This window comes from Mesorhizobium sp. M0909 (genome assembly GCF_040319515.1).
Classification (GTDB): domain Bacteria; phylum Pseudomonadota; class Alphaproteobacteria; order Rhizobiales; family Rhizobiaceae; genus Mesorhizobium.
The window spans coordinates 213,963-231,739 of sequence record NZ_JAMYOA010000005.1; the positions used below are offsets into that span (position 1 = coordinate 213,963).

At 60.4% G+C, this 17,777-nt stretch carries 13 protein-coding genes; 7 read left to right on the plus strand and 6 right to left on the minus strand.

What is annotated here, in order from left to right; genetic code table 11:
• Positions 1 to 211 precede the first annotated feature (211 nt).
• The 5 genes from NKH83_RS09825 to NKH83_RS09845 are packed head-to-tail and all read left to right on the plus strand — an operon-like array spanning position 212 to position 7,831.
• Complete coding sequence (locus NKH83_RS09825) at positions 212 to 2,950, plus strand: AMP-binding protein (protein ID WP_352803655.1); 2,739 nt, start codon at positions 212 to 214, stop codon at positions 2,948 to 2,950.
• Entirely contained in the window at positions 2,947 to 3,930 is a 984-nt protein-coding gene (gene nadE / locus NKH83_RS09830) for an NAD(+) synthase (RefSeq protein WP_352803935.1), read from the plus strand. The genes NKH83_RS09825 and nadE overlap by 4 nt, the downstream gene beginning before the upstream one ends.
• A gap of 3 nt (positions 3,931 to 3,933) precedes the next feature.
• Entirely contained in the window at positions 3,934 to 5,955 is a 2,022-nt protein-coding gene (asnB, locus tag NKH83_RS09835) for an asparagine synthase (glutamine-hydrolyzing) (RefSeq protein WP_352803658.1), read from the plus strand.
• Entirely contained in the window at positions 5,952 to 7,508 is a 1,557-nt protein-coding gene (locus tag NKH83_RS09840; protein ID WP_352651107.1) for a class I adenylate-forming enzyme family protein, read from the plus strand. Before asnB ends, NKH83_RS09840 begins: the two co-directional genes overlap by 4 nt.
• A gap of 56 nt (positions 7,509 to 7,564) precedes the next feature.
• Complete coding sequence (locus tag NKH83_RS09845) at positions 7,565 to 7,831, plus strand: acyl carrier protein (RefSeq protein ID WP_254819389.1); 267 nt, start codon at positions 7,565 to 7,567, stop codon at positions 7,829 to 7,831.
• A gap of 85 nt (positions 7,832 to 7,916) precedes the next feature.
• On the opposite strand, the gene NKH83_RS09850 is transcribed toward NKH83_RS09845, so the two are convergent.
• On the minus strand, positions 7,917 to 8,609 hold the full coding sequence (locus tag NKH83_RS09850) for a N5-glutamine methyltransferase family protein (protein WP_352803661.1): 693 nt from the start codon (positions 8,607 to 8,609) through the stop codon (positions 7,917 to 7,919).
• 406 nt (positions 8,610 to 9,015) lie between these two features.
• On the opposite strand from NKH83_RS09850, the gene NKH83_RS09855 reads away from it, so the two are divergent.
• Positions 9,016 to 10,767 (plus strand): type I secretion system permease/ATPase, encoded by a 1,752-nt coding sequence (locus NKH83_RS09855; RefSeq protein ID WP_352480481.1) that lies wholly within the window; start codon positions 9,016 to 9,018, stop codon positions 10,765 to 10,767.
• Positions 10,768 to 11,009: 242 nt separating this feature from the next.
• Positions 11,010 to 12,308 (plus strand): HlyD family type I secretion periplasmic adaptor subunit, encoded by a 1,299-nt coding sequence (locus NKH83_RS09860; RefSeq protein WP_352480480.1) that lies wholly within the window; start codon positions 11,010 to 11,012, stop codon positions 12,306 to 12,308.
• A gap of 36 nt (positions 12,309 to 12,344) precedes the next feature.
• On the opposite strand, the gene NKH83_RS09865 is transcribed toward NKH83_RS09860, so the two are convergent.
• The 5 genes from NKH83_RS09865 to NKH83_RS09885 all read right to left on the minus strand — a co-directional run bounded on the left by NKH83_RS09865 (position 12,345) and on the right by NKH83_RS09885 (position 17,751).
• Positions 12,345 to 13,607: a polysaccharide biosynthesis/export family protein gene (locus NKH83_RS09865; RefSeq protein WP_352803665.1), complete on the minus strand. Its 1,263-nt coding sequence runs from the start codon at positions 13,605 to 13,607 to the stop codon at positions 12,345 to 12,347.
• Complete coding sequence (locus NKH83_RS09870) at positions 13,594 to 14,868, minus strand: hypothetical protein (RefSeq protein ID WP_352480478.1); 1,275 nt, start codon at positions 14,866 to 14,868, stop codon at positions 13,594 to 13,596. Before NKH83_RS09870 ends, NKH83_RS09865 begins: the two co-directional genes overlap by 14 nt.
• Positions 14,865 to 15,869 carry an SDR family NAD(P)-dependent oxidoreductase gene (locus NKH83_RS09875; RefSeq protein ID WP_352480477.1) on the minus strand — a complete coding sequence of 335 codons (1,005 nt, stop codon included), beginning with the start codon at positions 15,867 to 15,869 and terminating at the stop codon, positions 14,865 to 14,867. Before NKH83_RS09875 ends, NKH83_RS09870 begins: the two co-directional genes overlap by 4 nt.
• Before the next feature lie 74 nt (positions 15,870 to 15,943).
• Positions 15,944 to 16,618 carry a sugar transferase gene (locus NKH83_RS09880; RefSeq protein ID WP_352480476.1) on the minus strand — a complete coding sequence of 225 codons (675 nt, stop codon included), beginning with the start codon at positions 16,616 to 16,618 and terminating at the stop codon, positions 15,944 to 15,946.
• Positions 16,615 to 17,751 carry a DegT/DnrJ/EryC1/StrS family aminotransferase gene (locus tag NKH83_RS09885; RefSeq protein ID WP_352480475.1) on the minus strand — a complete coding sequence of 379 codons (1,137 nt, stop codon included), beginning with the start codon at positions 17,749 to 17,751 and terminating at the stop codon, positions 16,615 to 16,617. Before NKH83_RS09885 ends, NKH83_RS09880 begins: the two co-directional genes overlap by 4 nt.
• Between the last annotated feature and the right edge of the window lie 26 nt (positions 17,752 to 17,777).

A 17,777-nucleotide genomic window follows, 5' to 3' on the forward strand; every position in this document is an offset into this window, starting at 1 on the left:
CGATCCCGCCTTGGCATGTGTCCAACAGGTGTTGCCAACTTGGCACAAACGCCAGTGCTCGCCGTGTCATGCGCACCACGGCAGCCAGCGAGCTCGGCATGATTGGCTCGGCCCGCGGCTTGCGAAACAGGCGAAGGGCATCATCAGAATGATCGATGAAAAGATCGGGGCGGGGGGCGATAAGTGACCCTAATCTTAGCGTAGGCAACTCATGTCTTCGGCATATTTGGGATCAGAAGTCGCGGATCAGGATCTAGCGGTGGATTGTCAGACAACGACCTCCGATAATTGGTCAAGTGTCCCACAATACCCACTGGATCAGGGTGGTCCCGTACTGCGCCCATTTCAAAGATTGGGCGCCGATTTTGCCAACATTGCGGCCTTCGAGCACCTGAGAAATATCGTCCGCCAGTACCCCGACAAGCTTGCAATCAGCGACGGCGCCAATCGTCTGACCTATTCCCAGCTTCTCCGGTCAGTCGAGACGCTGTCCTACCAGATCGCGGCGGCCGTCCCAGATGGACAGGCGATAGGGATTCTTCAGGCCAACTCAGCCTGGTATCCCATCGCCATGCTGGCAAGCATGGCGGCTGGGCGCCCTTCGGTGCCGCTCAACGCACGAGATCCTGGCTCGCGGATTCTTGAAATCGTGGCCGGGGCGCGACTCTCAGCTATTCTGGGCGAGGGCAATGTCCGACCCGAAGGTTTGCCTCACCGGGTCAGTTGGATCGGTGTGTCGACCAGTGCGGCCTCGCAGGGTGGGCAAGTGCCTCAGTCTTATTCCGCCTCGGTCGATGCGCCCGCCATCGTGCTTTATACGTCAGGAAGCACGGGCCGGCCCAAAGGCATCGTTAACAGCCAGCGCAGCTTGCTGTGCCGGGTCCAGCAATATGTCGATGCATGCCACATAAACTCGGATGATGTTTTCCTGCCATTGACCGGACCCGCCACAATCGCCGGGTGCCGGGAAATTCTTGCGGCTCTTCTCACCGGCGCCACCTTGCATCTGGTCGAAGTCGAAGCGGTCGGCTTGCGCGCCGTGCAACGTCTGGTGCGATCCGCGGGCGTGACAATCACCTATCTGGTGCCGGCACTGCTTCGCGCGCTTATGGCAGACGGACCTGCGGAAGCGTTTCATTCACTCAGAGTCGCCCGGATCGGTGGCGAGAAGGTGCCGTGGAGCGACATCGCCCTGCTGCGCAAGACCGTCTCCGATACGTGCCTCATCCAGATCGGTTACTCGTCAACCGAGACCACGGGCTCGCAATGGTTCCTGCCGCGAGACTGGCCGGAGCATGGAGATTCGGTTCCAGTTGGCTGGCTACTGCCTGGCATCACCTTTGCAATTGTCGACAAAGCGGGCCGCCGCGTTCAACCCGGCCACCGCGGAGAGCTTCTGATCAGGAGCCCCTATGTCTTGCTTGGCCATTGGGAGGACGGGGCGGTTGTGCAGGCAACATCAGACCCGGACGATCCAAGCCTTCGGATTTTTGCGACGGGTGACCTCGTTCGACTTGATGACCAAGGCCTACTGCACATCGTCGGTCGCAAGGGGCGCCAGGTAAAGATCAATGGTCGACGCGTCGAGCCAGCCGAGCTCGAACGGGTGCTGCGTTGCGCACCCTCTGTTGCGGATGCTGTGGCAATCGTGGCTGCGGCGAATGAGCTTGTCGCCTTTGTTGTTCCTCGGCGCTCGGCCGAAGCGACCTTTTCAGACGAGCTTCGCCAGCTTGTCAGGTCCAATCTGCCGCCGCCGCTGCGTCCCCTGCGGTTGCACACGATCGCCGAGATGCCGCGTCTGCCGAGCGGCAAAGTCGACATTACGACACTTGCAGGCATGGATCTTTCAGCCAGAGAGACGGCAGCGATCGAGCGTCCGCTCGAGCCGCGAGGCAAGCTGACGGCGCAGCAGGTCGTCCAGCGGGCATGGACCAGCATTCTTAATACGCGGGTGGCGGCAGGGCGCTGGGATGACGCCGGAGGAGATTCACTGAAGCTGCTGCACTGCGTCATGGAAATCGAAAGCGCTATCGGGCAGGAACTCGGTCTTGAGGCCTTCACCGTCGGGATGAGCCTGGACGAAATGGTCAAGGCGGTCGTGTCTGCACAGGCAGGCGACCAAAGCGCGCGCGCCGAGAAGCACGACCCTCCCATTCTTTTTCTGTTCCCGGGGTCGGTCGGCTATGGCCCGAGCCTTGCTGCCTTTGCAGCAGCGATGGGCAAGGTCACCCGCGTTGCCCCGATCAGGTATCCGGCCCTGGCTCTGATACTGCGCGGGCAAAACAGCCTCGCCGACATGGCCGATGCCGCCGTCGAGCAGATCCGCCGCACTCAACCTTCGGGTAACATACGACTTCTTGGCCATTCGCTCGGCGGGGCTGTTGCTTTCGAAGTTGCGGCGCGGCTGCTGGCCGCGGGGCGAACTGTAAAGTTCCTCGGCATCCTCGACACCAGCCTCATCGGCGAGCGAAGCGCCTACTTGGAGACGTTTACGCGCACATTCAATCGAATCCGGACCAACCGCGTATCCGCTTCCCGGATGGCTTGCCGCGCCCTCGCGAAAGTCGCCGTGAAAATGCGGCGAGAGGCGCAACTGGTCCGGTTTCTCGATCGCTACGCTCAGGGACAATTCAATGCGACGAGCTTTAGAACCAAACTGGAACTGCAGGAGGTTTTGCGGGCACGGGCCTTCTTCCAGTGGCTGACAGAGCCGAAGCCGGCGCTGCCGATCACCGGCACCCTGTTTCGCTGTGCTCGACCCGGAATGACTCTGGCCATCGGCTGGGATCGCGTTTTCGCCCATCTGGACGTGATTCCGATCGTCGGCACCCATATCGACCTGGTCATAGAGCCTCACCTCGCCACCAACCGTCCCCTTATCGAGAAAGCGGTGGCGCAAACCTATTCGCCAACCGAGTCTCGCAAACTGGAGTACAAGCCATCGACCTGATCTCAACATTCGGCAAAGACGCCCTGGTGCTCGACGCTGGCGCGGAAGTCGATCGCATCGTCCAGATCTTGCGCCAGCACGTCTTTGGCACCCTGCGACGTCGAGGGGTGGTTGTCGGCCTCTCAGGCGGCATCGACAGCTCAGTCGTCGCGGCGTTGTGTGTTCGCGCCTTTGGAAAAGACAAGGTCCTCGGGATATTCATGCCGGAGCGCCATTCCTCCGGCGACTCGCTAAGGCTCGGCCGCACCGTCGCCGCGCAGCTTGGTATCGATACGGTCCTGGAGGATATAACGCCGGCCCTCGAAGCGATCGGCGCCTACAGACGGCAGACCGAAGCAATCAAGACTGTCGTTCCCGAATATGGGGACGGCTGGAAATGCAAGCTGGTGCTCGCCTCGGTTCTCGAGAGCAACGGTCTCAACATCACTCGCCTCACGGTTCAGGATCCCGAGGGCAGGACCGACACGGTGCGTCTGCCGTCGGCAGCCTATCTGCAGATCGTCGCGGCAACCAATTACAAGCAGCGCCTGCGCAAGATGACCGAATACTACCATGCCGACCGCCTCAACTACGCGGTAGCGGGCACGCCGAACCGCCTGGAGTACGACCAGGGCTTCTTTGTCAAGCAAGGCGACGGAATTGCCGACCTGATGCCAATCGTCCACCTCTACAAGACCCAGGTCTATCAATTGGCCGAATATCTTGGGGTGGAGGAAGAGGTCCGGCGAAGACCGCCCACCACGGACACCTTCTCGATGCCGCAGAGTCAGGAGGAGTTCTACTTCGCGCTGCCTTATTATTTGATGGATCTGTGCCTCTACGGCTTGAACCACGGCATAGCCAACGAAGAGGTCGCTGAGGCAACCGGCCTCACCGTGGCGCAGGTCCAGAAAGTCTTCAAGGATATCGATAGCAAGCGGCGCGCCGCACGTTATCTTCACGCGCGGCCGTTGGTGTCCTCTTCAATGGGCGAGGGCTAGGCGATGTGCGGCATCGCCGGAATTGTGTCGCTGAGCGGCGCCGCGGCTCCCCCTTCCCGGGATGCGCTGATGCGCATGGTGGGCGCGCTGGCGCATCGCGGCCCGGACGAGCGTGGCCTCTACCGGGACAGACGTGCGGGATTGGCACATGCCCGCCTATCCGTCATCGATCTCGCGAGCGGCCAGCAGCCACTCGCCGGCGCGGGCGACACGATGTGGATCGTCTTCAACGGCGAAATCTTCAATTACGTCGAGCTGCGACAAGACCTGGCCGCGCTCGGTTATCGCTTCCGCACACGCAGCGACACCGAGGTCATCGTCCATGCCTATCATGCCTGGGGCGAGGCCGCCTTCGAGCGAATGAATGGGCAGTGGGCAGTCGCCATCTGGGACTCCGTGGCTGGTCGTCTCGTCTTGTCGCGGGATCGGTTCGGCATCTGCCCGCTGCACTTTTGCGAGCATGGCGGACGGCTTTACTTCGCCAGCGAGGTGAAGGCCATTTTCGCGGCCGATGCGGACATACCCCGCGCGTTCGATCCAGCCGGCATCGATCAGACTTTTACTCTTTGGACTGTCGCGCCGCCACAAGGCGTGTTTGGAGGAGTAAGCGAACTCACGCCTGGGCATGTCCGCATTTATGACCGCGGCGTCGTTCGCGAGCGGGCTTTTTGGAAGCCTGCCTATCCAGAGGTTGACGGGCCTGGCGATGATGAATTCAGCGGCTCGCTTGATGACGCGGTGGAGGAAGTGCGCAGCGCCCTGGAGACCGCGACGGCGCTCAGGATAGTACGCGCCGACGTGCCGGTTGGCTGCTATTTGTCCGGCGGGCTCGACAGCTCACTGGTCGCCACGCTGGGGAGACGCTTCGCGGGCGAGCGCTTCCAGACTTTCTCGCTGCGTTTTGCCGACGCCGAATATGATGAGACGCATTTCCAGCGCCTGGTTGCCGGCGTGGCCGGCAGCGACCATCATGAGGTGGTTGTTTCGCGCAGCGATATCGCTGGCATCTTCCCTGAGGTGATCTACCATGCCGAGCGGCCAATCCTAAGAACCGCGCCGGCGCCGCTGTTCCTGCTCTCGAGACTGGTGCGCCAGCATGGCATCAAGGTCGTGCTGACCGGCGAAGGGGCCGACGAAATGTTCGCCGGCTACGATTTGTTCCGCGAAGGCAAGGTCCGCCGCTTCTGGGGACGCCAGCCCGCCTCGAAGCGACGCTCCCGTTTGCTGGAGCGCCTCTATCCTTATCTCAGCCGCTCGCCGGTACAGCAGCAAGCGATGGCACGCCAGTTCTTCGGGCGCGACATCCATGCCTGTGATGCGCCTGGTTTTGCGCATGGCACGCGCTGGCGTACCACAAGCGCCATCAAGCGGCTGTTTTCGCCAGACATGCGCGCCCAAACGGAGCGCCATAACGCCGTGTCCGAGCTGCTTGCCCGCCTGCCGCCGGAGTTTTCGCGATGGGGCTCTCTTGCGCAGGACCAGTATATCGAGATCCAGACGCTGATGTCGGGCTACCTGCTGTCCTCACAAGGGGACAGGATGCTCATGGCTCATTCCGTCGAAGGGCGCTTCCCGTTCCTCGACCATGACCTCGTGAGGCTCGCGAATTCGCTTCCGGCCGCCTATAAGCTGCGCGTGCTCGACGAAAAGCATGTGCTGAAACGTTTGGCGCAACCGATCGTGCCGTCGGAAATCGTCACCCGCAAGAAACAGCCTTACCGGGCCCCCAACGCGCTTTGCTTCGTCGCAGATGGCGCTCCGGCCTACATTCGCGAAGCACTTTCGGAGGCGGCGCTGCGCGAAGCGAACGTCTTCGATCCCAAATCCGTGACCCGGCTCCTGAGCAAGTGCCAAGCCAGCGCCGGCGGCGGCGACCTGTCCAACTCCGACAATATGGCGCTGGTCGGAGTGCTGTCGACGCAGCTTCTCCATCGGCAATTTATCGCGAGCCGTCCAAGTGGGGCTCGCACGCTCAAGCTCAGCATCGATATCGACCGCGAGCATCGTGAAGAGGTGCTCGCATGATGCATGGCGCCGTACCCCTCCTGCACGACTATCTCACCAACTCTGCCAGCCGGCTCGGCGCCAAGGTGGCCCTGGTGTGCGGCAATCAACGTGTCACCTATGGCGATCTCGACATGCGCTCGAACGCCATAGCGCACCATTTGACCGAGGCTGGAATTGCGCGTGGCGATCGAGTGGTGATCTTCGCCGACAACACTGTCGAGGCCGTCGTCGCTTTCTGGGCGGTGCTCAAGGCCAACGCCGTGGTGTGCATCGTCAATCCACTCACCAAAAGCGACAAGCTCGATTATTTGCTCAACGATTGCCGCCCGACGGCACTGATCACCGACAAACACCTGCACTCGATTTTCAGGGATCCGGCGCGGAATTGCCCATCGTTGCGCCGCATGATCGTCTCCGGGCCGATCGAACGCAACGACCTGCAAGAACTTCCGCATGCTGTGCGCTGGGATACTGCGGTCGCGGCAGCCCGCAGCACGCCGCCCGCGCGCCGCTGCATCGACATCGATCTCGCTGCGATCATTTATACGTCCGGCTCGACGGGCGAGCCCAAGGGCGTGATGCTGACGCATCGAAACATGATCGCCGCATGCGCCTCGATTTCCTCGTACCTGGCGCTTGCCGAAGACGAGGTGATCCTCAATGTCCTGCCGCTCGCCTTCGACTACGGTCTTTACCAGATGATCATGGCGTTCGGCGCGGGCGCCCGGCTGGTGCTTGAGCGCTCGTTCGCCTTCCCGGCGCAGATCCTTGGGCTGATCAAGCAAGAAAGGGTGACGGGCTTTCCCGGCGTACCGACCATCTTTGCCGCACTCGGGGAGCTCAAGTCTCTGAGGGATCAGGATTTTTCGAGCATTCGCTATGTCACCAACACTGCGGCCGCCCTGCCGCTCAAGCACATTCTCCTGCTGCAGGAGCTGTTTTCTGGCGCCCGTATCTATTCGATGTACGGCCTTACCGAATGCAAGCGCTGCACCTACCTGCCGCCGGACGATCTGGAGCGAAAGCCGTTGAGCGTCGGCATCGCCATCCCCAACACGGAAATGTGGATTGTCGACGAGCATGACAGGCGGGTCGGACCCGGCGTCGTTGGTCAGCTCGTCATCCGCGGAGCGACGGTGATGAAGGGCTATTGGGGCAAGCCGGAGGCGACAGCCAGAAAGCTCAAACCCGGACCGCTGCCGGGTGAGCAGGTCCTGTACACCGGCGACTACTGCCGGATGGACGCCGAGGGCTATCTCTACTTTGTCGGTCGCGGCGACGAGATCATAAAATCGCGCGGAGAGAAGATAGCGCCGAAGGAGGTGGAAAACGCGTTGATGAACATTGCCGGCGTACGGGAAGCCGCGGTCATCGGCGTTCCGGACGAGCTGCTCGGGCAAGCAGTGAAGGCGTTTGTCGTGATGGAGCAGGGAAGCATGCTCGGCGAAAAGCAGTTGCAGAAAGAGTGCCAGAGACGGCTGGAAAACTTCATGGTTCCGAAGTCCATCGTCATCGTACCCAGTCTGCCGATGACCGACACGGGCAAACTCAAAAAAACGGCCCTGTCATGAGTCGGCACCAAAGCGAAGTTGATCAGCATTCATCTTTTGTACCGGAGGCGAAATCAATGTTATCTACCAAGGATAGAACCGATACCTTCAGTGAACAAATTCGCGCTTTCCTGGCCTCGAATTTCTATATAGCCGATCCGGACAGTCTGGAGAGCGACACCTCGCTTCTCGACCAGGGCATCGTGGACTCGACGGGGGTGCTCGAGGTTATCGGCTTCATCGAGGAGACCTTCGGCATCACGGTCGAAGACAGCGAGCTGCTGCCCGAGAACCTCGATTCCATCCAGGGAATTGCGCGATACGTTATGCGCAAGAGAAACTGATTGCCGAAAGCCCGCAGCTCTGTTTCAAATCCCCGGCTGTTTTAAGCCGCGACAGCGCGTCTGAAGCCTGCCGCGACTGTGGCGCTTATGCCTGCGCCTTTGTATGTGCCACAACCACCCGGCCCTCGCCGGCTGGATTGGTGACTGCCCGGATACTCTCATAGACCTTGGAACGCTCGAGCAAACTCATGACCTGCCGGTCCTGGCCAAGGCCGACCTCGAAAAGCAGGATGCCTCCGCGCCGCAAATAACGCGGCGCCTCCTTCAGCACCCGCATGTGGATGCTCAGGCCGTAGGGGCCGGCTGCGAATGCTTCACGCGGCTCGAGTTCGACCAGGTGCGAACGGTCGCCCTCGAGCCGTTTTTCCGAAATGTAGGGCGGGTTGCAAACGACCACATCGATCGTGCCGTCAAGCTCCAGGCCGGAGAAGGCGCTGAACAAGTCGCCCTGAAGCACCGTTACCCGCTCCTCCAAATCAAGATGGATGACGTTGCGGCGCGCGACCTGCACGCATCCGTCGGTAAGATCGCTTGCCCACACGCGCGCGGTGGGGGCGTGGTGCGCGATGGCGCACGCCAGATTGCCCGCCCCACAGCACATGTCGACAACGCGAGGTACCGGCAAGTTCAGTTGGCTCAGAACATCGAGAGCGGCGTTGCCGAGCAGTTCCGTTTCCGGTCGAGGAACAAGCGCACCGGGCGAGACGAGCAGCTGCAGTCCCATGAAGGTGCTGCGGCCCCTGCCATAGGCATCGGCGACATTGATCTCTTCGCTCACGACACTCACCTCCCGTTTTACCCGGCGTTGGTGGCCGACAATGGCGCACCGATAAAGTGTATCTTAAAACCGCTTAACTCTCGATCGACAAAATCAAAACCCAATCCCGCCTCAGACGCTTTGAAGCCCTGATGCTACAAAGATGACCATAAGCTTCTGCGCCGTGTCATGATTAGGAATATCTCCTTACTCGAGCCGGTTATCCCCAGGCTGGCGAGCCAGTTGCCGAATTCTCAGCCTGGCGTCACGATTTTGCTACATTTTAATCAAAGAAGGCACATATGTAAGCAATTCGTAATGTTCCAGCAGCGGGGCGGAGCTGCTGCTTCCCGGAAGGTTAAAGTTTGTCCCTCATCGAAAGAATCGACGAGATTGCGCGGCAATTTCGCGTCAACGAGCGCGCATCATGAAGTCGACCAAAGAGCGCTCGCTCGATCTACGCTCCGCAATGTTTGGCTGTGTGCACGGCCTCGTCGGCGTAGGCGTTTTCTCCGCATTGATAAATATCCTCGCCTTGACCGGCTCCGTCTACATGCTCCAGGTCTACGACCGCGTGCTGCCTTCGCAGAGCGTGCCGACTCTTATCGGATTTACCGTCGGGATGCTGGGACTTTACGCGGCCTATGGGCTCCTCGATTTCGTGAGGCTTCGCCTGTTGGTCCGCATCGGCAGCCGCCTGCATAAAAATCTGCAGCAAAAGGCGTTTGCAGCCTCGCTTTCCCTGCCCCTCGTCGCCGGGCCGGATGCGAACCGGATACACCCGCTTCGTGATCTGGACCAGCTACGTGGCTTTCTTTCCGGGCTGGGGCCGACGGTCTTATTCGATGCTCCCTGGATACCATTTTATATGGTGGTCATCTATCTGCTGCACCCCGCCCTTGGCGTGCTGGCAACGCTCGGTGCATGCGCCGTTGTTTTTTTGACGGTGGTTGCCGAGATCATCGGCCGCAAACCTGCGGCTCGTGCATCTGAAACACTCGTCGCGCAGCGGCTGCTGGCGGATTCCGGCCGCCGCAATGCAGAGGTCGTTCAGGCGATGGGCCTGTCTGCTCCGCTTAGCCGGCGCTGGAACGAGGTCAGTCATCTTTATCTGAAGAACCAGGAACGGCTTTCGGACGTCGTCGGCGCAGCGAGCTCACTGTCGAAGACGCTCCGAATGGCCTTGCAATCATGTGTGCTGGGGCTTGGTGCCTACCTTGTGATCGGGGGCGAGGCCTCGCCCGGCGTGATCATTGCATCGTCCATTTTGCTGGGCCGCTCACTGGCGCCGGTCGATGTGGCCATCGCAAACTGGAGAGGGTTTCTGGCAACCCGCAAGAGCTATTCCGAGCTGGCGGCAGCGCTGGATGCCTTTGCTAGCCAGCAAGAGACAATGGAACTGCCGCGCCCAAAGGCGGAGCTTGCGGTCGAAGATTTGACTGTCGCGCCACCAAGCCTGCAGAAGCCAACCATCTTCAATGTAAGCTTCCGCTTGGCAAGAGGCGCAGGGCTCGCGGTCGTCGGCCCGAGCGGCTCCGGCAAGACCACGCTCGTGCGCGCTTTGGTCGGGGCGTGGAAGCCGCTTCGTGGCACGGTAAGATTGGACGGCGCCTCGCTCGATCAGTGGAACTCAGAACTGCTCGGCATTCATATTGGCTACCTGCCACAGGACGTTGAGCTGTTCGACGGGACGATCGCCGATAACATTTCGAGGTTCGGCGGCAAGAGCGACGCAAAAGGCGTGCTGGCAGCTGCCAAGGCTGCGGGCGTGGACAAGATGATCATGCGTCTTCCGCAGGGTTTTCAAACACGCATCGGAGAAGGCGGCGCGGCCCTTTCGGCTGGGCAGAGGCAGCTCGTCGGGCTTGCCAGGGCACTTTACGGCGATCCCTTCCTTGTCGTTCTTGACGAACCAAATTCCAATCTGGACGCAGACGGCGATGCTGCTTTGGCCGGCGCAATCCTGGCTGTGCGTCAGCGCGGCGGTATCGTGATCGTCGTTGCGCATCGCCCCTCCGCTCTCGTCAACATCGATCAGGTACTCGTCCTGTCGAACGGGATGCTCCATTCGTTCGGCTCGCGCGAAGACGTTCTGGCAAATGTGGTCCGGCCCTTCCCGCGTCCGGACAAGCCAAACATTGTCGTTCCGCTGCAGCACGGTGCAAGCGGGCATGCGTGAGGTATTGCTTAGTGTCTAACGTGACCATGTCGTCATATGCTGCGGTTGGCGGCGAAGGCCAGCCGACCGGGGCGAAGCCGGAGTCGGATGGCATTCGAGCCAATCTACCCTGGGGTAATCTGGTCCGGGGCCTGGCAACAAATTGTCGTTCCGCCGCGCAAAGGTGCGGACGAGCATATGCGAGGTATCGCTCCACTGTTACCGTGTCGTCATACGTCGCCGCCGGCGGTGAGAGCCGTTCGTTGGGGACGAAGCCAGAGCCGGATGGAATCCGGGCCAATCTGCTCCTGGGCCTGGCAACCAGCTTGCTGTTGGTCTTTGGCGGAGGGCTCTGGTTGGGATTGACCAAGATTGCCGGCGCGGTGATTGCGCCTGCGACTGTGGTGGTCGAAAGCAACATAAAAAAAGTGCAGCATCAAACCGGCGGCACCATCGGCGGAATCTTCGCGCAGGACGGCGATCATGTGAAGGCCGGCGACGTGTTGGTCAGGCTGGACAACACCTTGACCCGAGCAAACCTGCAGATAATCACCGAGGACCTCAATCGCGCCACCATTCGTCTGGCCCGACTGGAGGCCGAGCGCCAGGGTCTGCCGGAAATGCAGATCCCGCCCGACCTTCGCGCTCAAATGGGTGACCCGCAAGTGGCGGCACTTGTCAGTGGCGAGCGTGCCTTGTTTGAAAGCCGTGCTGCGGCGCTGGCTGGCCAGAAAGCCCAATTGCAAAGCCGCTCGAAGCAGCTGGAACGTCAGATCGATGGCCTCAAATCGCAGCAGTCTGCGACGGACGAGTCTCTGGATCTGCTGACCAAGAACCTTGCAGATGTCGAATCTCTCTATGCAAAGAAGTTGGTGTCCAAGGAGAGGTTGAGCAATGTCAGCCTGGAGAAGACCCGGACTCGCGGCGAATCGGGACGCCTTGTCGCGGCGATAGCGGAGGTACAGGCTCACATCAGTGAAACGGACCTGCAGGTGCTTCAGCTCGACGAACAAATGCGGAGCGACGTGACCAACGAACTTCGCGAAACGGAAGCCAAGCAGACCGAACTCAGTGAGCGCAAGGTGGTGGCCGAAGACGAACTCAGCAGGACAGACATTCGTGCCCCGCAGTCGGGCACGGTACAAGAATCCTCGGTCCACACCGTCGGAGGCGTAATTGGCGCCGGAGAGGTGCTCATGATGATTGTGCCCGATTCCGACAACCTTGTTGTCGACGCTTCCATTCCTCCGTCGCGTATCGATGAGATTCATCCCGGACAGCAGGTGTCGATCCGCTTTCCGGCGTTCGACGCCGGCACCACACCTGCTTGCGAAGGCTCGGTCAAGCGCGTCTCAGCGGATCTGATCAAGGATCAGCAACGCCAGCTTTCCTATTTTTCGGCTCGCATCGACGTCGAGAATGAAGCGACCTGCCTGACTGGAGAGAAAATACTCAAACCCGGCATGCCCGCCGAAGTCCACATAAGAACCGACGAGCGCAGTGTCTGGTCCTACTTGATGAAGCCTCTTACCGACCAGTTCTCCAGGGCCTTCAGGCAGTAAGGGGCTGCCACACTCTCAACCGGCAGCCCGGCGGGTTCATCGGGTCGCCGCGTTTTCGAGAGCGCTGCTGAACCTGACCTCGATCGTGTCTCCCGGCATGACCTCGGTGTCTTCTTGGACAAGCTGTTTCCGCCATTCTTCGCCGAGCTTGCGAACGATCGTGACCTCGGCCTGGATCCTTTCGCCGGCAACCGGCAACGGCAGGGCGGCCGCTCCCGTGGGCTGCAACTTCTGGCTGGCGGCGCGAAGTCTTGCGCTGACGTCGGCAAGGCGCACGTTGGTATCCTTCAGCTCGGTCAGCAGACCGATCCTTCTTTGGTTGTCATTGCGTTCGCGCTGTCTGGCAAAATCGTCCTGCTGACGTCGTGCTCTCATAAGTTCAACCGAGGTTTCGAGTGCCCGGCTGGAAGAGAGCACCAAAGCGCGCCGGACGTCGGCGAGCCGGGTATTGGTTAGATTTCCCGACTCAAACGCTTTCCTTACGCGCGCCAGTTCGTCTTCGTCCGCCTTCACCCCATCCGCTTCGGCCCGCTCGCGCTCGAGCAAGGTCTCGGTTTGTGTTGCAGCATCCTTGCCACTTTTATCGAGAAAGCTCTGCTCTTTCTGGAAATTGTCCAACGAGAGCTTCAGCCCTTCTGCTTCGGCCTGCGCGATCGCCGACGCAAAACCTGCCGACAAGGGCGACCCTTGTGGTGGCTGCATGTCGAAAGTCGACTTACCCTGAAGTTCGGCGCGGAGACGGGCGCTGTGAAAATAGTCTCTCGTGTATTCCCCCCAAAGCGACTCATAATCGCGCCGCAGATCCACCGGATCGGGGCCAACCTGGTTTGCCCGGGACCGCAAAAGGCTGAAGCCACCTGACACGGCAATCGCCTGCCGCACGGTCATCAGCGGGCGATAGGCCTGCTGTCCGGGAGTGAGCACGTCGCCAGTCACATAGATCGGCCTGTACTCTGCAACCACGGCGGTCACGTCTGTCGGCTTGATGACGATCATTTGCTCCCGCCCGTCAGGCAGCCGCTGGTGGAATATCTTGGTTGGCAAGATCGTCTGCATGCGTGTCTGCAGTTCGGCCGGAGTCAGGCCGCCAACCGAAACCATCCCGACTTCGGGAAGCGCGATCGTGCCGTCCATCTGGACCACCGCACGTTGCGTTCGCTCAGAGATGGAGGCAATTCCTATCTCGACGGTATCGCCGGCGGAAAGTCGATAAGGAACCCGTGCTTCCGCCGCAGCGGCCGTTTCCATCGCGGCTAGCATGCCGAGCACGACAAGAAGGATTCGATTAACGAGGACCATTGGCGGCAATCTCCTTCTGGTTCGACCGCGACTCTTCCGGCCAATCGAGACGGGTGATGAATTCGTAGACTGGCCCGCCAGGCACGCCCCAGTTGCTCGACCAGATCACCTGTGAGCCGTCGGGGGACGGCGAGGCATGGGTTTCGCTCCAATAGTCGGACGGGACGTTGTGGGTTTGCGTGACTCGTCGAACCTCACCGCTGCCGTCGAGGCGCAGCGCGATCACCTCTCGCGCATATGGCGCCCAGTCGCGATTGGCAGATATCTCATCGGGATTGCCGCCATAGCTCACGAACACCCAGCCGCTCCTGTCCAGTGCCCGCGCGGACGCATGCTCCGCTTCGCCAAATTTCATAAGCGAGGTGACCTTCCCGTCAATCAGTCTCCTTTTGATGACGTGATATTTGTCAGGGTCGGATTTGCTGATGCCCACGAAAACTTCGCTACCGTCATCATCGACCGTCATATCGCCATGGCCGGGCCGATGATGGTCCGTCCACCTCTGCCGCAACGTCCCGTCGACGGAGAAAATAGCTCGCTGTTCTGTGTCTTCGTTCACGTTCTGAAAGCACAGGATGTTCGCTCCCAGCGGGGAGATCGAGCAGGCGCTGACCGTTCCGGCAAGCTGGGCAAGATCGATGTCAGGAAATTTCCGGCGCTGCTTGAGATCATAGGCAAAGGCAACCATCGCACCATCCCCACGGATCGCGCGCACTGCTATGCGATCGCCGTCGCGGCTAGGATTGCCTTTGGACGGACCGAACTGAAGATCATGGTAATTCGGCGACACGAACAGCACGTCTTCGCGATTGGTCCGTGGCGCCCAGGTCGAAATTTTCCGGTCCTGAACGCAAATCATCAGATCGGGATTTTGCGGATGCCATTCGCATTCAGCCGATCGAGCGCGACGGAAAAGCGGGACATAGGTGTGCCCGTCGAAAAAGCACATGCCATTGCAGCCGTTGGTGATGACGAGGAGGCTCTGGTCTGAATTCCACGCCTGGGAGCTGGAATAACGGTGGCTGCAAAATTTCTTCTCGCATACGACGCCGTTGCCAAGAGCGCCAGGCTTGGTGATGCGCATGAAAACTGTCCCGAAGGCTGGATCCGTCGCGGGTTGGAGATAATCGGGCAGATCCATCATCACTGGCGCGACAAACTGTGTCGGCGCGCTGTCTTGCCGGCCGCTGGCCGTGGACAAACCCAACGACAAGGCAGCCGCAATCAACAGCGGAGCCAACCCACGCGGGCGAAAGGTCATGTCATGTAGCCCATTTCGTGTCGCACCCGGCCTTCGCTGAGGCGCCCTTGCCACCATCCGATGGTCCGCTCCAAGCCTTCGCGCAGGCTGGTCTGGGCGCGCCATCCAGTCTTGCTTTCGAGGAGCGAAGAATCGGCCAGCAAGGCACGCACCTCGGAATTCTGCGGCCGCAGCCGGCGCTCGTCGCGGTGAATTGGTTTCTTGCAGCCACTCAACTCGATCACCAGATCCAATATGTCCGAGATCGTCACAGCGCGCTGGCTTCCGGCATTGTAGGCATGGCCAAATTCGAGCTCGGCCGAACCTGCGGTCAAAAACGCCGCCGCAGTGTCTTCCACGAAAGTAAGGTCGCGGATCGGGCTTGTGTCTCCCACCATGATCGCAGGGCATTTTTTATCGAGAGCCTGACGTATGATGGTCGGTACGATGGCCCGCTCACTTTGGCGTGGGCCGTACGTATTGAAGGGCCGCATGATAACCACGGGAATGTCGAACGATCTGGCGTAGGACTCCGCCATCATGTCCGCACCGATCTTGGATGCCGAATACGGTGACTGTCCCTGCAATGGGTGGGACTCGCTGATAGGCATTGTCAGCGCGGTGCCATAAACCTCGCTTGTCGAGGTGTGCACCACACGCTCTGTCTCCCATTGGCGCGCCGCTTCGAGGACGTTGACCGTGCCCAGGATGTTGGTTTCCACATAGGACTGGGCGGCGGCATACGAATACGGGATAGCGATCAGTGCGGCGAGATGAAACACGACCGCCTGGCCGCGCACGATCCGATTAACGAACGCGCTGTCGCGAACATCGCCGCGGATGAGGTTCAACTGGCTTCGTATAGTGTCCGGTAAATCGTCCAGCCAGCCGTGGCTGTCGAAGGAATTGTAGAGAGCCACCGCGGTGACGTCGGCACCGCTACGGACGAGCGCCTCGGTGAGATGCGAACCGATGAACCCATCGGCACCCGTAACCAGAACTTTCCTGCCCTTGTATGCCATGACCCAAGCGTTCCCCCTATGACGTGAGGCACTGACTTTGCAAATCCACGAGAGCGCCGATGTCCCACCTGCTCTCAAGTTTCGATCGGCGGCGGCGAAACGACGCCAAGCACCGCCAGCAGGCCGCGCACCATCCAGATGACATCGGAGACGATCGTGCGTTGCGGATAATAGGAAAGGTCAAGCCTGGCTTTGGCCGGAAACAAGACCTCACGGTAGAACAGTAACGGGTCCACGGATCGCGGATAAAAATGCGCTTCATTCCGGAAGAGAACCTGGGCTGGACCAAGCAAGCCTGGCTTGTATTGTAAAATACCCTCGAAGCCCCCGCGAAAACAATCGGCGAAGACAAGGCTCTCCGGGCGCGGCCCGACGATTGCCATCTCGCCCCTGAAGACGTTCCAAAGCTGCGGCAGCTCGTCGAACTTGGTGACGGCGAGGAACCGTCCTACCGGCGTCATGCGGCTGTCATCGGCCATGGTCAGCGCCAAGCCACCGGGATCGCATTTTACGCTGAACTTGCGGAACTTGTACATGCGGAATGGGCGAGCACCGGCCCCGACGCGGGTCTGCGTAAAGAAGATGGGCCGACCGCCTTCCAGCAGCAGCGCCACGGCAATCAGCAACATCAGCGGAGCAAAGACGATCGCCGCGGCCGCAGCAATGACGAGATCAATTGCTCGTCTCACAGTCCCATGGGCGGCACTTGAGACGTTAGGCCGGTGAATGGCTAGGTCCAGGGCATTCATGCGGCTGTTCCTGTCTGAGCGCAACCGCTAACCGCTGCGGCAAGAGCGACAACCACCGTTTCGACCAAAGGTGCCGTGACCTGCGGATGCAGCGGTACCGTCAGCTCGCGCTGCGCGAAATCTTCGGTGCGCGGCAAATGAGTATCGGGGATAAGCTCACGATAGAGCGTCATCTGGTGCACCGGCGGGTAGTGGATAGTGGTTTGTATCCCTTGCGCGCGCAGTGCGTCGATGACGTCTTGCCTGTCGGCGTAACGTGGCAAAAGGATAGGCATGATGTGGTAGGCCGACGTCCGCGGCTCGTGGAACGGGATGGTCACGGCCGGACAATGCTTGGCTATGAGACGGCGATACAGCATGACCAGGATACGCCTGATCTCATTCCACTCCTGCAAATTTTGCAGCTGGACGAGTCCGATCGCAGCCCGCAATTCATCCATGCGATAGTTGAATCCGAGCATGGTGACATCATACTGAGGGGTGCGGCTGTTCAGCCTTTGACGTGTCCCGGTGGTCATCCCATGTCCACGCGCCTGGCGGATTGTCTCGAGCAGACCGGCATCCCTGGCGATCACAGCCCCGCCTTCCGCCGTGGTCATGTTCTTGTTGCCGTAGAAGCTGAAGGCGGCCGCGGCACCAAATGTCCCCACCTCCTTCAAGCCCGGCGCATGCGCCGCGTCCTCGACGATATGCAGCCCCCGGGCACGGGCGAACCTCTGCCATTGTTCCCGATCGGCGAGGTAGCCGGCGAAATGGACGAGAATGATTGCCTTGGTGCGGGTCGTGCATTTCGCTTCGGCTTCCACGATCGACATCAGCGGCACGTCGGCTGACTCGATGTCGACGAAGACCGGCGTCGCACCGACATAGAGGACCGCATTTGCGGTCGCCACGAAAGTCAAGGATGGCACCAGCACCTCGTCGCCCGGCCCGATGCCAAGTGCGTGCAAAATGAGATGAAGCGCTGCCGTACAAGAACCGACCGCGACGCAATCCTCCGCACCATGGACGTCGGCAAAAGCTTGTTCGAAGGCTCGTACCTGCTCCCCCATTGTCAGCCAGCCGCTGTCGATGACCTTGGTCAAAGCAGTCTTTTCCGGCACACCCAGGATCGGGGCACTGACCAAGAGCATCACAACCTCCTAGACTGATAATTGTG